General features: G+C 72.1%; 14 protein-coding genes. 2 read left to right on the top strand and 12 right to left on the bottom strand.

Annotated features, from left to right (window positions below):
- Nucleotides 1-239: 239 nt before the first annotated feature.
- The 3 genes from ACZ4XJ_RS25415 to ACZ4XJ_RS25405 all read right to left on the bottom strand — a co-directional run bounded on the left by ACZ4XJ_RS25415 (nucleotide 240) and on the right by ACZ4XJ_RS25405 (nucleotide 3,221).
- Nucleotides 240-1,412, bottom strand: coding sequence for a PP2C family protein-serine/threonine phosphatase (locus tag ACZ4XJ_RS25415; RefSeq protein ID WP_362876093.1), 1,173 nt, complete (start codon nucleotides 1,410-1,412; stop codon nucleotides 240-242).
- A 1,262-nt stretch (nucleotides 1,413-2,674) separates the two neighbouring features.
- Nucleotides 2,675-2,914, bottom strand: coding sequence for a hypothetical protein (locus ACZ4XJ_RS25410; protein WP_468497476.1), 240 nt, complete (start codon nucleotides 2,912-2,914; stop codon nucleotides 2,675-2,677).
- Nucleotides 2,915-2,975: 61 nt separating this feature from the next.
- Nucleotides 2,976-3,221, bottom strand: coding sequence for a hypothetical protein (locus ACZ4XJ_RS25405; RefSeq protein ID WP_468497475.1), 246 nt, complete (start codon nucleotides 3,219-3,221; stop codon nucleotides 2,976-2,978).
- A gap of 51 nt (nucleotides 3,222-3,272) precedes the next feature.
- On the opposite strand from ACZ4XJ_RS25405, the gene ACZ4XJ_RS25400 reads away from it, so the two are divergent.
- A complete protein-coding gene (locus tag ACZ4XJ_RS25400; protein WP_468497474.1) occupies nucleotides 3,273-3,773 on the top strand; it encodes a metallophosphoesterase family protein in 501 nt (166 codons plus the stop codon).
- Nucleotides 3,774-3,867: 94 nt separating this feature from the next.
- Here the strand turns inward: ACZ4XJ_RS25400 and ACZ4XJ_RS25395 are convergent, their stop codons facing one another.
- Nucleotides 3,868-4,104, bottom strand: a complete 237-nt coding sequence (locus ACZ4XJ_RS25395; protein ID WP_362876089.1) for a DUF6479 family protein — start codon at nucleotides 4,102-4,104, stop codon at nucleotides 3,868-3,870.
- Nucleotides 4,105-4,577: 473 nt separating this feature from the next.
- On the opposite strand from ACZ4XJ_RS25395, the gene ACZ4XJ_RS25390 reads away from it, so the two are divergent.
- A complete protein-coding gene (locus tag ACZ4XJ_RS25390; RefSeq protein ID WP_362876088.1) occupies nucleotides 4,578-4,907 on the top strand; it encodes an STAS domain-containing protein in 330 nt (109 codons plus the stop codon).
- 118 nt (nucleotides 4,908-5,025) lie between these two features.
- On the opposite strand, the gene ACZ4XJ_RS25385 is transcribed toward ACZ4XJ_RS25390, so the two are convergent.
- The 8 genes from ACZ4XJ_RS25385 to ACZ4XJ_RS25350 all read right to left on the bottom strand — a co-directional run bounded on the left by ACZ4XJ_RS25385 (nucleotide 5,026) and on the right by ACZ4XJ_RS25350 (nucleotide 14,312).
- A complete protein-coding gene (locus tag ACZ4XJ_RS25385) occupies nucleotides 5,026-6,753 on the bottom strand; it encodes a thiamine pyrophosphate-dependent enzyme (protein ID WP_468497473.1) in 1,728 nt (575 codons plus the stop codon).
- A 579-nt stretch (nucleotides 6,754-7,332) separates the two neighbouring features.
- A complete protein-coding gene (locus ACZ4XJ_RS25380; RefSeq protein ID WP_468497472.1) occupies nucleotides 7,333-8,733 on the bottom strand; it encodes a hypothetical protein in 1,401 nt (466 codons plus the stop codon).
- A 147-nt stretch (nucleotides 8,734-8,880) separates the two neighbouring features.
- Nucleotides 8,881-9,357: a hypothetical protein gene (locus ACZ4XJ_RS25375; protein ID WP_468497471.1), complete on the bottom strand. Its 477-nt coding sequence runs from the start codon at nucleotides 9,355-9,357 to the stop codon at nucleotides 8,881-8,883.
- An 85-nt stretch (nucleotides 9,358-9,442) separates the two neighbouring features.
- A complete protein-coding gene (locus ACZ4XJ_RS25370; protein WP_468497470.1) occupies nucleotides 9,443-10,711 on the bottom strand; it encodes an ABC transporter substrate-binding protein in 1,269 nt (422 codons plus the stop codon).
- Nucleotides 10,708-11,772: a branched-chain amino acid ABC transporter permease gene (locus ACZ4XJ_RS25365; protein WP_362876156.1), complete on the bottom strand. Its 1,065-nt coding sequence runs from the start codon at nucleotides 11,770-11,772 to the stop codon at nucleotides 10,708-10,710. Before ACZ4XJ_RS25365 ends, ACZ4XJ_RS25370 begins: the two co-directional genes overlap by 4 nt.
- Nucleotides 11,773-11,836: 64 nt before the next feature.
- Nucleotides 11,837-12,727 carry a branched-chain amino acid ABC transporter permease gene (locus tag ACZ4XJ_RS25360; protein WP_362876083.1) on the bottom strand — a complete coding sequence of 297 codons (891 nt, stop codon included), beginning with the start codon at nucleotides 12,725-12,727 and terminating at the stop codon, nucleotides 11,837-11,839.
- Nucleotides 12,724-13,518, bottom strand: coding sequence for an ABC transporter ATP-binding protein (locus tag ACZ4XJ_RS25355; protein ID WP_362876082.1), 795 nt, complete (start codon nucleotides 13,516-13,518; stop codon nucleotides 12,724-12,726). Before ACZ4XJ_RS25355 ends, ACZ4XJ_RS25360 begins: the two co-directional genes overlap by 4 nt.
- Nucleotides 13,515-14,312, bottom strand: coding sequence for an ABC transporter ATP-binding protein (locus ACZ4XJ_RS25350; RefSeq protein ID WP_362876081.1), 798 nt, complete (start codon nucleotides 14,310-14,312; stop codon nucleotides 13,515-13,517). Before ACZ4XJ_RS25350 ends, ACZ4XJ_RS25355 begins: the two co-directional genes overlap by 4 nt.
- Nucleotides 14,313-14,456: the final 144 nt, after the last annotated feature.

Here is a 14,456-nt window from a genome sequence, read left to right as displayed (position 1 = left end):
CTCAGGTCCCGCACGGTCCATGGTGGCCGTCACTCCCCAATGAGCAGGTGCCTCTCCGCCCGTGCCGCCCGTCACGGGCCGCCGGCGGGAGGGATACCCCCGCGTGTGCCCGCAGTGGCGAAAGTATCCCCTGCGAACGGCCCGGATTGCATCACGAGCGTGCGCGTCCCCCTCGCGCCCGCCGGCGCCCCCCGCTCCCGCATCCCGCTCGCGGTCCCTTCGGCGGGGTGGGGCGGACGTCACTGCGCCGACGGCCTGCCGAACCAGTCCAGGCAGGTGACCAGCGCGTCGTCGTCGGCCTCGGTATCGCGATAGGCGGTCAGCGTCTCCAGGATCGCGCGGGGCACCGCGGCGGCCGGCAGGAGGCTGGTGGCCTGGATGGCGCGGGCCAGGGCGCGCTCGCTGTAGGCCACCCCGCCCTTGTCCGCCGCCCCGTACACCCCGTCGCTGACGAAGACGAGACGGTCTCCCGGAAGGGCCTGGAAGGGCTGTGTCGAGTAGTGCGACTCCTCGAACATTCCCAGCGGGAACTGTGCCTCGAAGTGGACCCTCTCCACCGATCTGTCCCGGTACCGCCACAGCTGCGGCGAGCCGGCGTCCACGATCTCGCCGCGGCCCGTGGCCAGCTCCAGACACAGAAGGAGGGTCGAGACGTACTGTTGGCCCCGGTGCTGGCCGTAGACGGCCTGGTCCGCCAGCGCCGCTTGGTCCGCGATGCCCACCCCGGCCCGGCGGGCGTTGCGCAGGGCATTGACCGTGAGATTGGTGAGGAGCGAGGCCTGGATCCCTTCACCCATCCCGTTGGTGACGGTCATCGTGAGCGTGTCCGCGGTGGTGGACCAGTCGAAATTGTCGCCGTGGATGTCGTAGGCCGGCTCCAGTTGAGCGCCGATGGCGTATTCCGGGCGGGCACAGGCGCGACCGGGCAGCAGCTGCCACTGCATCTCGGCCGCCAGGGTGAGTCGGCTCGCCCGGCGTGCCTGCAGGTACAGGTCGGTGTCCCGCTCGGCGACGATGATCTCGTGACCCAGCAACTCGGCGATGTCCTTGAGCTCTTCGACGGTGGCCGGGCCGCACGCCTGGTCGGGCATGCGTACGGTGAGGATCCCGAGCCGGTCTCCTCGTACGGTCACCGGCAGGTGGAGGTCCAGGGTGGCGCCGTCGGTGAAGTACTGTCCGTAGGGCTCCTGACTCCCGAAGGCACGGCCTTGCGGCGTGCTCTGCACCGGCAGCGGATCGGCGGTGTGCGGAAGCGCGGTGACCTGCTGGAGAACACTCAGGCTGTAGTCGGCCATCAGAAGATCGACTTCGATGGCCCCGTAGTGCGTCACGAGTGCCGTTCTGACCGCCCGCAGGAGGTCGTGCGGCGCGGCCGTGCGCAGAGCGCGTTCCACAGCAAGATAATTCGTCATGGTGGTCGTCGTTTCTTGCGAAGTGGTCGACAGGTCGGGCGGATCGCCTGGGCGTCCGCGCGAGCGGGAGGTTCATGCTTGACGAACTTGGACGAACCGGCACCATCGCGGATGTCCGCCATCGAACCGACCCGGGACCACTATTCATCACCTAAAAAATTGTCATGCGGCAACTAAGTCTCAACCTTACCGTCTGCGGCCCCGCCGAAGGTCTGCGGCGAGCGAGAATCTGCGCCGCCGGGACGGGCGGCGTGGCCGACCGAGCCGGAATCCCGCGCCCGGAGCACTACGGCCGCGCCCCGTGTGGGGCGTCGCCCGGTGCGACGATCGCGTCGCGTCCTGCGGGGCAGGCGCAGCGTGCCATCGAAGAAGTCGGCGGGAGCGGCCCGAGGGACGCTGTTCCTCCACCGCGTACGTCCAGCACTGCTTCGCGTCCGCACGGGAGGGCGTCACCCGGCTGACCGAGCCGCGTCCGATGGGCGCCCCCGGCACCTCGAAGCGCTGGTGGCCGCAAGGGCTGTTGTGACCGGACGGTTGAGGATCGCCCTGAGCGCGTCGGCCCGCTTCCCGATCAGCGAGCCGTTCGCAGGCGGGCAGGAGGGGCACACCTGGCAGCTCGCCCGACCGTGCCGGCCGCCCGCGTCGTGCGCAACGGCATCGACACCGACTTCTGGAAGCCGGGCGCAGGCGGCGGCGACCTCATGTGGTCCGGCCGGCTGGTCCCGGAGAAGGCGCCACACCGGGCGCTCCGGGCGGCGCGAGCCGCCGGCCTTGCGGATCGCGGGCCCCGTGGCAGACGCGCGCTACTTCGAGGCAGGGGTGTAGCGCCCCGGCTCGGACCGGAAGCGCGGTACGTGGGGCACCTGGCCCGACGGGAGCGCGCAGCACTGCTCGCCGGCGCCGGCGCCGCGCTGGTTCCGCCGGGCTGGGACGAGCCCTACGGCCTCGTCGTCGACGCCCTGGCCTGTGGGCTGCGGACACCCGCACCGCGCCGAGGCCGTCTCCGCCCATCTGTGTACCCCGTCACCGTCATGCCGTCGCTGCCGCGCCCGGCATGACGGACAGGGCCCTGGGTGGCCATTCCCTCCGACGCGGCCGACGATCCCGACGACCCCACGGCCGGGGCCCGCTGGACCGGGTACCCACCCATCACCCCGGCCGCCGCGCACGCGTGGACTCATGGCCGCAGCGGCGGCGGGATCCGAGTCAGTCCGTGCCCCGCCTCGGGCCGCGTCGCCACGAACCGCTCCCGCGTGACGAATTCAGACCGAGGTGCGGCTGTCCTGGTCCCCCGTGCCACCGCCGGGGTGTGGCCTCCGCAGACGGCTTGCCTGCGTCCATTCCGCGAACCACCAGGCGCCGGTGACCACGGCTGCCCACAGCAGCCCGCTGACCAGAGCCGCCCGCCACGGCGCGTCCTCACCCCACAGCTCGACGCCGCACAACACCACCCAGCTGATGAGGAAGACCGCAACTGTACGTACCCGCCGGTGCCTGAACATGCGGCTCGCCTACCCCCGCCGCGCGTCCTAAACGACATCGCGCCAAGCCGATGGGTTCGCGTCAAGGAACGACCGGTCTCCGGATGGCATCGCGAATTCTGTGGGCCTCCGCTGCGGCCGGTTCGTGGGAGTCGGCCGCCGGGGAAAAGGCGATGGCGACAGGGGTGTTGTCGTCGCCCCATCCGCAAACCGTCTGTTCGTTGACCTTGGTGCAGCGGAACGCGACGTCCGAGCCGGGCACGCGGATCGTGCGCGGTGCCTCGTCGACGCGCTTGCCGCACGCAACGGTCATGGCGCGCGTCGCCACAGGCCGGGTCCTGGCAGCGCCGGGGGGACGCAGCGCTCTACCGTGGGTCCCATGCGGCTTCTGCTGACCTCCGACACCCACCTGCCCTCCCGCGCCGGGTCCCTTCCGGACGCCTTGATGGCGGCTGTCGACGACGCTGACGTCGTCATCCACGCGGGGGACTGGATCGACGAGGCCACGCTCGACCTGTTGGCTGCCAGGGCCCGGCGACTCATCGGGGTGTACGGCAACAACGACGGCCCGGCCCTGCGCCGCCGGCTTCCCGAGGTCGCCTTCGTCGAGCTGGAAGGACTGCGGTTCGGAGTCGTGCACGAGACAGGAGCGGCCACAGGACGCGAACGCCGTTGTGCCGAGCGGTATCCCGATGTGGACGTCCTGGTGTTCGGGCACAGTCACATTCCGTGGGACACCACCCTCGGGCGTCTGCGCCTGCTCAACCCCGGATCGCCCACGGACCGTCGCCGTCAACCGTTCTGCACGTTCATGACGCTGACCGTGGCCGACGCGAGGGTGGACGACGTGACACTCCACCGCCTACCGCCGCGTCGGTGACCCCAGCCGTCGTGTGAGGGACCGCGGCCCGTACCTCCTGGGCCTCCGCACCCGGAGCCAACCGTGGGCGGAGGCCAGGACGAGGCCTTGCCGATCAGCCGCGCCGCGGGGCGTCGTCGTTCCCGGCGTCGTCCGGCGTCTGCCACGAATCCTGGCGGGCGCGGGCGGTCGGGCTCTGGTCCACCGGCCGCGCGCCGGGGTCCTTGCGCGCCGCCGTACGCCTGCTGCCGTACCAGAACGCGACGATCAGGAGCGCGGCGACGACCACGCCGGCCAGGATGAGGAACAAGGACGAGGACCCGGAGGCCGCAAGAGTGCTGTGGGCGATCATGCGCGACGTCTACCCGCTCAAGGGCGTCGCACGCGGGGGAAGCGGAGGGTGCCCCGAACGCCGGTGGCCGGCCGACGGAAACCGAACGTGCCGGGTTGCCGTCCGGCGAACCACGCCCCCACGTCCGACAGCGACGCGGAGCGGACGGCGGCGGCCCGCCGCCCGGCGCTCGTGCCCCCAGCGCCCTCCTCGCCCCACTGATGGCGATTTCCTTGCGGGACGGAACGCGAAAGCTAATGCGGCCAAAGTAGACATTGCAAGGTGGTGTGGTTATGGTTTCTCTCGCGGTCGGGAGAGAACGGGGCTCCGGGCAGGGAGTGAACCACCGGACCGGGTGGCCCGTGGCCCTCACGGGTGGCCGCAGCGGGGCCAACAGTTCTTGTTCCATGTCCGGGCACCGCAGGACATCACGAGTGAGGTGGCATGACCGCAGGTGTTCCAGTCCGTCCACTGTGATCGATGGGGAGCTTCGGGTGGAGAAGCAGGTACGGGTGCTGCCCGACGCGGACGGCGTCCGCGTGATCGTGTGCGAGGGCGACTTCGACGTCGACACCATCGAACCCCTCAGGTCGGCCGGCCGGGCCGCCCTCACGGACCCCGGCCTGCGACGGATCGCGGTCGACGTGAAGGGGCTGACGTTCGCGGACTCGTCCGTCCTCAACGAACTCGTGCTCCTGCTGCGCTCCGGCCGTCTGGTCCTGGTCGGTCCTCTTCCGCGCCAGCTGGTACGACTCTTCGACCTCACCGGGATGACGGACCTGTTCACGGTCGTGAAGAGTTTGGAAGCCGTCCGCGCCGCGTAGCCGGGGGGACCCGCCGATACAGTCCGGGCCTCCCGTCGGCGCTCGTCCCGCCCCCGCGACGGCCCGAAGCCCGGCTGCCCGGGCGCACGCCGCGCGGCGTGCGCCCGGACCGGAGCCGTCACCCCTCGCGGCTGGGGAGGTTCTCCTTCAGCTTGGCGATGGCGAAGCCCCACCCCTGCGCGACGGTGGGCTTCGCCGGCACGGCGATCTCCTCGGGATTGGTCAGGACGTCCAGCAGCACCGGTCCGGGCATCGCGAAGGCGCGGCGGACGGCGTCGTCCATGCGGTCCGGGTCGGTGACACGGATGCCGGTGATGCCGAGTGCGGTGGCGACGGCGGCGAAGTCCGGGTTGTCCAGTTCCGTGCCGAACTCCGGCAGCCCCGCCTGCTCCTGTTCGAGCTTGACCATGCCCAAGCGACGGTTGTCGAAGACCACGAGCTTGACCGGCAGTTGATACGTCTTGATCGTCATCAGGTCCCCGAGCAGCATGCTCAGACCGCCGTCACCGCAGAAGGCCACGACCTGCCGCTCGGGTGCCCACAACTGCGCCCCGATGGACTGGGGCATGGCGTTGGCCATCGAGCCGAGGTTGTAGGAGCCGATCAGGCGCCGTGAGCCGTGCATGGAGACGAACCGGGAGAGCCAGACGGTCGCCATGCCCGTGTCGGAGGTGAAGACCGCGTCGTCGGCCGCGTGCGCGTCCACGGCCGCCGCCAGCGCCTCGGGCCGGATCTCGTGATCACGGTTGTCGAACACGGCCCGCAGCTTGCCGGTCCAGCGGTGTTCGTGACGCGGGTCCGCCAGCCGCCCCTGGCCCTCCTGCCAGCTGCCGAACCTCTTCACCGCATCGTCGAGGTGGGCCCGGTCCGGTGCCTCGTCCAGCAACGGCAGCAGGGCGCGCAAGGTGGCGCCGACGTCGCCCGCCAGGCCCACGTCCACCGGGACCCGGCGGCCGAGCCGCTCCTCACTGGTGTCGATCTGGACCACCTTGACGCCCTCGGGGTACCAGTCCCGGTACGGGAAGTCGGTGCCCAGCATCAGCAGGGCCTCCGCGTGCTCCATGGCGTGCGCGGCGGCGGGGTTGCCGATGAGCCCGGTCTGGCCCACCTGGAAGGGGTTGTCGCCCTCGAAACCCTCCTTGGCCTTCAGCGTCAGCACCATGGGCGCGGCGAGGTGGTCGGCCAGGCGAAGGACGTCGTCCCGACCGTCGCGGGCTCCCCGACCCACGAGCAGGGTGACGCGGGAGGCCGCGTTCAGCAGCTCGGCCGCCTCCGCGAGGGCGGGGTCGTCCGGGCGGGTCACGGGCCGATCGAGAGCGAATCGGGCGGGCCGGTCCTGCGGCACCTCCTGGTCACCCAGGTCGCCGGGAATCGTCAGGACCGCCACACCGCTGCGGCTGATCGCGGCGCGCACGGCGGATTCGAGCATCCGCGGCATCTGCTCCGGCGAGGTGACGGTGGCACGGTAGACGGCGACGTCCCGGAAGAGCAGATCGTTGTCGACCTCCTGGAAGTAGTCGCTGCCGAGCTCGGCGAGCGGCACCTGACCACAGATGGCCAGCACCGGGGCGTGGCTCTTGGCGGCGTCGTACAGCCCGTTGAGCAGGTGCACGGAACCAGGGCCGACCGTGCCCATGCACACGCCCAAGGTGCCCGACAGCTGGGACTGGGCACCGGCCGCGAAGGCCGCCGCCTCCTCGTGCCGGCATCCCACCCAGTCGAGGTCCTCGGTGGTGCGGATGGCTTCGGTCAGGGGGTTCAGGGCGTCGCCGACGACGCCGAAGACATGCTGAACGCCCAGCTCCTTCAGCGCGTCGACGATCACATGAGCGACGGTACGTGTCACTGCGGTGCCCTCCGGTTCGGCGAGGTTCCCTGGCCGGGAACGACGTACGTGGGTAGCCGACCGGGATCAGCCGCCTCCTCCGCGCATGCCCCGCCGACCGGCCCTGATGCCACCCCGACCACGGCTCACCGGTGGCTCCCCGCCGCGGAGGGGCTCGCTGCTGCCCGGCCGTCGGGCTCCGGCTCGTGCGATCCCGCGTGCCGGCCGGGGCCCGGCGGCCGCCCACCCGCGCGTGGCCGCTACAGTCGCAGGCCATGGGGGAACGGACACGTGTGAAGCACTGCAAGCAATGCCGTCGGCCGCTCGACGGGCGCAGCCGGTGGCGGCGCCCGAAGCGGTTCTGCAGCCGTCGGCACCGCCTGACGTACTGGGTGGAGGAAATCTTGGACGGCGTCCTGGGCTGAGCGCCCGCCCCGCTCACCCCCTCGCCCCTCCTTCGGCGCCTCCCCCGACATCGGAGGCCACTGAGGGCATCGGAGGCGAGCCTGTCCGCCGGCTGAAGACGTCCGGCGCGCCGCCCTTGCTCGCCGGACGGAACCGGGGCCGTCGGGGGGAACCCGCCCCGTGTGCCGTCGCGGCTCAGTCACCCCCACAACCCGACCCGCAGCTCGACCCGCAACCGGAGCCGCAGCCGCCCGCGTTGTACCGGTTGCCGGAGCCGCCCCCGTCCCCCCTGCTCGACGAGCCGCGCGGCGGGTTCCTACGGCTCTCCTCCGCCCGGCGCTGCGCCTCCCGGTAGCGCTCCGCCCTCTCCCGCTCCTCCTCGAGCCGCCGGCGCTGCCGGGCGGCTCCGTCCGCCGGTTCCCACGGGCCCAGCCCGTGGCGGCGGTCCGGGCGGAGGGGGGCAGCGGTCACGGTCTCGTACATCCGCCCCATGTCCTGGTCGCGGTGGTATTCCACGCAGGCGTAGGCGAGGACGACCTCGTCCCCCTCCGCGAGGGTGCCGTACAGGACCGCCTCGAAGGGCTCGTGCCGAGGGTCGACGTCATGGTGTCCGTTCCCCACTCCGTACGCCGAACCGCTGCCCAGGAGCCGCGTCCTGGCGCGGGTGTCGTTCTTGCGGGGAAGGTACGCGATCAGGGGCGCCGCCGAGCGGGTGCGGGCGTCCGGGCACACCCAGTGGCGCCCGTCCGCCCCGGCGCGCACGCCGACGATCAGGGCCGGCTGCGGCTCCTCGTGCAACCGCCGGGCCGCCCGGTGGGCGAGCAGGCCCCGACCGTAGACGGTCGTACCGGCCACGAGGAGCACCAGTGTGACGCCCTGCTGCCCGACGGCGTCGTAGGCAACACCGGAGGCGGCCGGTCCGCGGAACAGGCCGTCGGCGAGGACGGCCGCGGCGACCAGGCAGAGCGCCAGCCCGGTCCAGACCTGCTGGTGTCCGCGGTGACCGTCCGTTTCCGGGGTGCCCTTCGGTAGTGGGAAGCGGCGTGCCCCCGCGGTGGCGAGGGCCAGGGACCGCTGTCGTCGTCGGGCCCGCAGCCGCAGACAGCTTCCCGTGGCCGCGACGGCGCAGGCGGCGAGGACCACCAGCCACCCGGCCCCCGCCGGACGGTCCACGTCAGCGGGCCGGGCCAGGGCCAACGCCGCTTCCCCCGCGACGAACACGGCCGCCGGTACGGCCGCGACCGGAACGTACCGGTACCAGAACGGCAGGGCCGTCAACAGGATCAGACCCGGATACCCGCGCCAGTCCGTGCCGTCCCCGGGCCCGCTGTGCCAGGCCGCGGAGATGGACGAGAGCCCGAACAGCAGGACGTACGCCGTCGCCACCAGGACAGCCAGGACCCAGCCGCCCACGGCCGGTGCGAGCACGGTCGGGACCGCCGCCCGCCGCCATCGTTCGGCGTCGGCCACGGGCCACGTGGCGATACCGCCTCCGGACACGGACCGGGAGGCGACACCGTCCCGGGTCACGGACCAGCTGCCCACACGGTCCTCGGGCAGAGCCCCGACCGGTAGATGCTTGATGTGATACGTCATCACCGAACCACCCCCATGCGCCGCCCCCAACGCCTCACGCCCTCGGGCGTGCCCCCTGAACCCCCGACCGGTCCACCCGCGACGCCCCTACCGTCCATCGCGAGGAGCCCTTTCCAGTGAAGCACCCCGGTCCGACAACAGCGCCTCTCAGCCGGGCCAGTTGACCTGTCCGCCCTCGACCTGGAGTACATCCGGAACCTCGGCTTCGCAGAACCTGAGGAATCCGACCCCGACCGCGCCGTTTCCGTGCAGGTGGGTGGCGTGAGCCCGACCGGCCAGCCAGCAGAGCAGCTCGCCGACCTTCTCGAACCCGTCCGGATGGATCTCCTGTCGGGACGTCAGCGCCCAGCCCGGCCGGGCCGGGTCCGAGCGAGGGGCCAGTGTCGAGCAGAGCACACCACCCACCCGTGACGCCGCGCCCTGTTCGGCCAGCAGCGGGTAGGGATCGTCGTCGATCACCGGGTTCCCGGATTCGTCCTCCACCACGACCGGGTACTCGGTGACGATGGACAGACGATCCGGCCGGGGCCCGATCCCCACGTGCCAGCTCAGCTCGGCCAGCTCGCTCGCGGAGATCTCGTCCCGCAGGTCGACGGCAATCAACAACTCATGGACATCGCTCACCCGGTGAACGTTACGGCCGACCACCGACAACGTCGGCCGGTGCCGGTGCCGGTGCCGGTGCCGGTGCCGGTCGCGGCGGGGGACCTCAGGGGGTAGGCGTGAACTTGGTCGCGGCGGGCGCCGCCGTGGCCTCCTTCACGACCTTCATACCGCCCGGCACCCCCGCGTCGGGCTTGAGGATCACGCTCTGCCGGGTGGAGGGGGCCTTCGGGTCCGAGAAGTCGTGGGTGATGCCGAAGCCGTTGTCGTACGACTTCAAACTGAGCAACGCCGCGCGGATACCCTCCCGGGTCAGGTCCTTGTCGGCGCAGGCCTTCTTCAGTACCTCCCCGAACAGGGCGCCGGCGGTGAAGCCGGCCACCACGCCGTTGTCGAGCCCGGAGTCCGGGTACTCCGCCTTGTACGCCGCGGCCAGCGCGGCCGGGGCCGCTTCGGTGGAGCCGATCGGCAGGGCGGAGGAGGCGACGTAGTAGTCCTTCTGCAGGGCGGCGCCGGCCGGAGTGGCCAACAGCTGCGGAGCGAACGCCGAGTTGTTGCCGACGATGGGCACGTTCCAGGCGCCCGCGGCGGCCACGCCGACGAGCGAGGCGGCCTGGCGGGGACCGGCGCTGATCACCACGGCCTTGACCCCGGCCTGCTTGAGCGCGGCGACCTGGGCCGTCATGTCGTTGTCGGTCGGCTTGATCTTCTGCTCGAAGACCGTCAACCCGGCTTCCGCTGCCGCTGCCTTGGCTCCGGTCAGCGCGTTCTCGCCGTAGTCGCCCTCGAAGTACACGTGCCCGATCCGGTCGCCCGAGGCGATCCGCTTCTGGTCCAGCAGGAAGCCGACGGCGTTGATGGTCTCCACGTCGTACGTGGCGCCCACCGTACGGACGTACGGGCTGCCCAGCAACGAGGCCGACCAGGCCTGCGGGATCACCAGGCCCTTGTCCCGGCCGTCGATCCGCTCCTTGACCGCGGAGACGAAGGGCGAGCCGATGAACTGGGTGAAGCCCAGTACCGAGGGCTCCAGTTCGGTGTAGGCGGCGAGGGCTTTCTGCGGGTCGTAGCCGTGGTCGCGCACCGCCAGTTCGACGGTGCGGCCGCAGATGCCGCCGGCGGCGTTGGTCTGCTTCGCCCACAATTGCTGGGCCTGGGTGACGCTCTTGCCGAGGGACGCGTAGACGCCCGTCATATCGGTGAGCGAGCCGAGCCGGATGGCCGTGTCGTTCACCCCGACCCCGGCCTTGACCCCGCCCGCCGCCTTGTCTCCGGCGCTGTCCCCGGCGGGCTTGGCCTTGCTGCTGCACCCGGCGGCGCCGGTCAGGACCAGTGCGGCCGCCAAGGCCGCGGCAGAGAGCCTTCTTCTGTTCACGTTCGCTCCTTCGGGGGTGTGATGCGGCTCCGGACGGTCCGGGTGATGCTCGTGAGACCGCCGGGCAGGAACAGGACGACCGCGACGACCGCCGCGCCGTAGAGGTAGCGGGAAGCCTCGCCCGGCGACACCCCACCCGTTCCGGGCGCGGACACCAGCGGGAGTGCGTCGCTGTAGCGGGTGAGCAGTTGGGGCAGCAGGGAGACGAAGACGGCCCCGACGACGGCGCCCCGCACCGTACCCAGGCCGCCAATCACGATCATGGCCAGGAACTCCAGGGACAGCACCATGCCGAAGTAGTCGGGCACGGTGCGCTGGAAGACGAGGGCGAGCAGCACCCCGGCGAGACCCGCGTACATGGACGACAGGACGAAGACGGCGGCCCGGTACCGGGCGACCGCCACCCCCATCACCTCCGCGGCGATGCTGTGGTCGCGCAGGGCGTTCATGGCTCGGCCCGGCCGGCCCCGCAGGACCCCTCGCGCGAACAGGGCGCCGCCCAGCAGAGCGGCCAGGGCCACGTACCAGAGCTTCTCCGCGGAGTGGAAGGGGACGGAGGCGATGACGGTCTCGGTGTCGTCGAAGGTGAATCCGAAGAGGGACAGCGGCTCCACGGCGCGGCCGTTGAAGCCACCCGTGAGGCTGGTCGCGTTGAACAACAGGTGCTGGCCGATGAAGATCAACGCGAGCGTGGCGATACCGAGGTACGCCCCGCGCAGCCGGCCGGCGATGGGGCTGAAGAGACCACCCGCGGCCCCGGCGAGGGCCACCGCCAAGGCGGCGGCGAGCCAACCGGGCAGGCCCAGCCCGACCGTCGCGTGACCGCCGGACGTGCCGCCGTCCCCGGCGAGCGCGCAGTACCCGTACGCGCCGACGGCGAGGAAGAAGGCGTGCCCCATCGACAGCTGACCGGTGGCCCCGGTGAGCAGGTTGAGTCCGATGGCCCCGATGGCGGCGGCCATCGCGAACAGCCCGGCCTGCAGCCAGAACCGGTCGAGGTAGAACGGCAGGCCCAGGAGGACCAGGCCCGCGGCTGCCGCCGACACGCCACGTACGCTCATCGACCGCGACCGGCCGCCCGCCCGGGAGGTGGCGGCCGCGGAGCGCCGCACGGCGCTGCGGGTGTCAGACACGGGCCAGCTCCTTCGTGCCGAGGAGTCCGGCGGGACGCACCAGCAGGACCGCGACCATCACCAGGTACGGAGCCAGGTCGCCGATGCCACGGCCGAGGAAGGCCAACTGTCCCTGGTAGCCGGTGGCGAGCGCCTCGGTCACTCCGACAATCAGACCGCCCGCCAGCGCGCCCGACGTGGAGTCCAGGCCGCCGAGGATCGCCGCCGGGAAGGCTTTGAGCGCGGCGAGGGAAGTGGCCCGCTCCAAGCCGGGAGTGGGAAAGACCGTCAGGAAGAGCGCGGCCACGGCCGCCAGGGCCCCGGCCACCGCCCAGGCCGCCAGCGAGACCCGACCCAGCCGTACGCCCATCAGCGCGGCCGTCTCGGGCCGCTCGGCGGCGGCGCGCATGGCCACGCCCCATGAGGTGTGGCGGAACACGAGCAGGAAGACCGTGATCAACAGAGCGGCGGCGAGGATCGCGGCGATCCGCGTCTGGGGCACCGTGACCGCGCCGAGATGGACGACGCGATCGCCCCACGGATCGCCGAGCGAGAGCACGTCCGTGCCGATGCGCCGGGTGAGGTCGGTGATGAGGAGGATGTCGACGCCGATGGTGACGATGGCCAGCACGCTCTGGTCCTGGCCCCGGTAGCGCCGCATCACCAGGAATTCGATCGCCGCCCCCACCGCCGCCGCCGCGAGGACGCCGGTCAGCAGGGCGCCCCAGAAGCCCAGTTCCTCGTGCAGCGTCGCGGTGACGTACCCGCCGGCCAGCAGCAGGGAGGCGTGGGCGAAGTTGACCACCTCGGTCGCCTTGAAGATGACGACGAAGCCGAGGGCGATCAGCGCGTAGACGGAGCCCATGGAGAGCCCGCCGAGGAGGAGTTCGAGGAAAGTGGTCATGCCGCCGGCTCCTCCTCTCCGAGGTACGCCCGGATCACGGCCGGATCGTTCTGCACCTGCGCGGGAGTTCCGCCGCCGATGCGCCTGCCGAAGTCGAGTACGGTCACCGCGTCCGCGAGCCGCATCACCACCCCCATGTCGTGTTCGACCAGCACGATCGAGATGCCGAGGCCGTCCCGCACGCCCGCGATGACGGCCGCCGTACGGTGCCTCTCGTCCGCCGTCATTCCGGCGACGGGCTCGTCGAGGAGCAGCAACCGCGGCTCCACGCACAGCGCCCGGGCCAGTTCGACGAGCTTCTGCTTCCCGTACGGAAGGGAACCCGCGGGCGCCGCCAGATCCCCATCCAGTCCGACGAACTCGGCTATCTCCGCCACTCGTTCGCGGTGCCGGCGCTCCTCCCGGGCGGCGGCGGGCAGGCGCAGGCCCGAGGCCAGGAACCCGGACCGCATCAGCCGGTGGCGGCCCAGCAGGAGACTGTCGGCGACGGTGGTGTGCGGGGGCAGCGCCAGGTTCTGGAAGGTACGGGCGACGCCGAGGTCCGCGACGGCGTGCGGCGCAAGGTCCGTGAGCTCGGCGTCGCCGAACCGGACGCTGCCGGCGGAGGCCCGGTACACCCCGGACAGCACGTTGAAGCAGGTCGACTTGCCCGCCCCGTTGGGCCCGATGACGGCGTGGACGCTGCCGGGTTCCACCGTGAAGGACACGGAGTCGAGGGCGGTCAGCCCGGCGAAGCGGACCGTGACGTCGGTGACGGTCAGTGCCGGGGGAGAGGACGAGGACGCGCTCACGCCGACCACCGCCCCAGCTCCCGCCGCTCCCCGACGGGAGCCGGTACGGAGCCGTCCCCGTCGGTGATGCCGAGGTAGCGGCGCCGCACCTCGTCCGAGGCGGCCAGTGCGGCCGCCGGGCCGTCGAGGGTCACCTCGCCGACCTCCAGGACGTATGCGTGGGAGGCGAGGCGCAACGCCAGTGCGGCGTTCTGCTCGACGAGGAGGACCGAGGCGCCCGCGGCGTTGATCTCGGTGATGGTCTCCGCGATGGTGGCGGCCATCCTGGGCGCCAGCCCGAGGGTGGGTTCGTCGAGCAGCAGTAGGCGGGGGCGGGCCATCAGGGCGCGCCCCAGGGCGAGCATCTGCTGCTCGCCGCCGGACAACAGCCCGGCGCGCTGCCGCGCCCGGCGACCCAGTACGGGGAACAGCTCGTGGACCCGGGCGAGCGAGCGGGCGGTGTCGGCCCGGGATCCCGCGCGGCCGCCCAGCGCTCCGGCCCGCAGGTTGTCCGCGACGGTCATCCGCGTGAACACCTGCCGGCCCTCGGGGACCTGCACCACCCCCGCGGCGACGACCCGTTCCGGACCGAGCCCGTCCAGCGGCCTGCCGTCGAAGCTGACGCTCCCGCCCGTCACGGCGCCGCGGTGGAACCCGAGCGAGCGTGACACCGCGCGCAGCAGCGTCGATTTCCCCGCGCCGTTGCCGCCGAGCACGACGACCACCGCGCCGGCCGGCACATCGAGCGACACCGAGCGCAGGGCCCGGACCGGCCCGTAGCCGACGGACAGCGCGCGCACCTCCAGCGAACCCACGTCCTCCTCCATCCTCTGCACGGCCCCGCACGGGCCTTCGAAGGGCCGACGAACGGCCCGTGTGCTGGCGCACACCCCAACACCGGCCCGGGGCACCCGTCCACGCCCGGATGCGGAATCGCTGCCGATGACCAGCCGGAACCG

The sequence above is a fragment of the Streptomyces sp. NPDC029836 genome, assembly GCF_055574495.1.
This window is presented reverse-complemented; position numbering and strand designations above follow the sequence as displayed.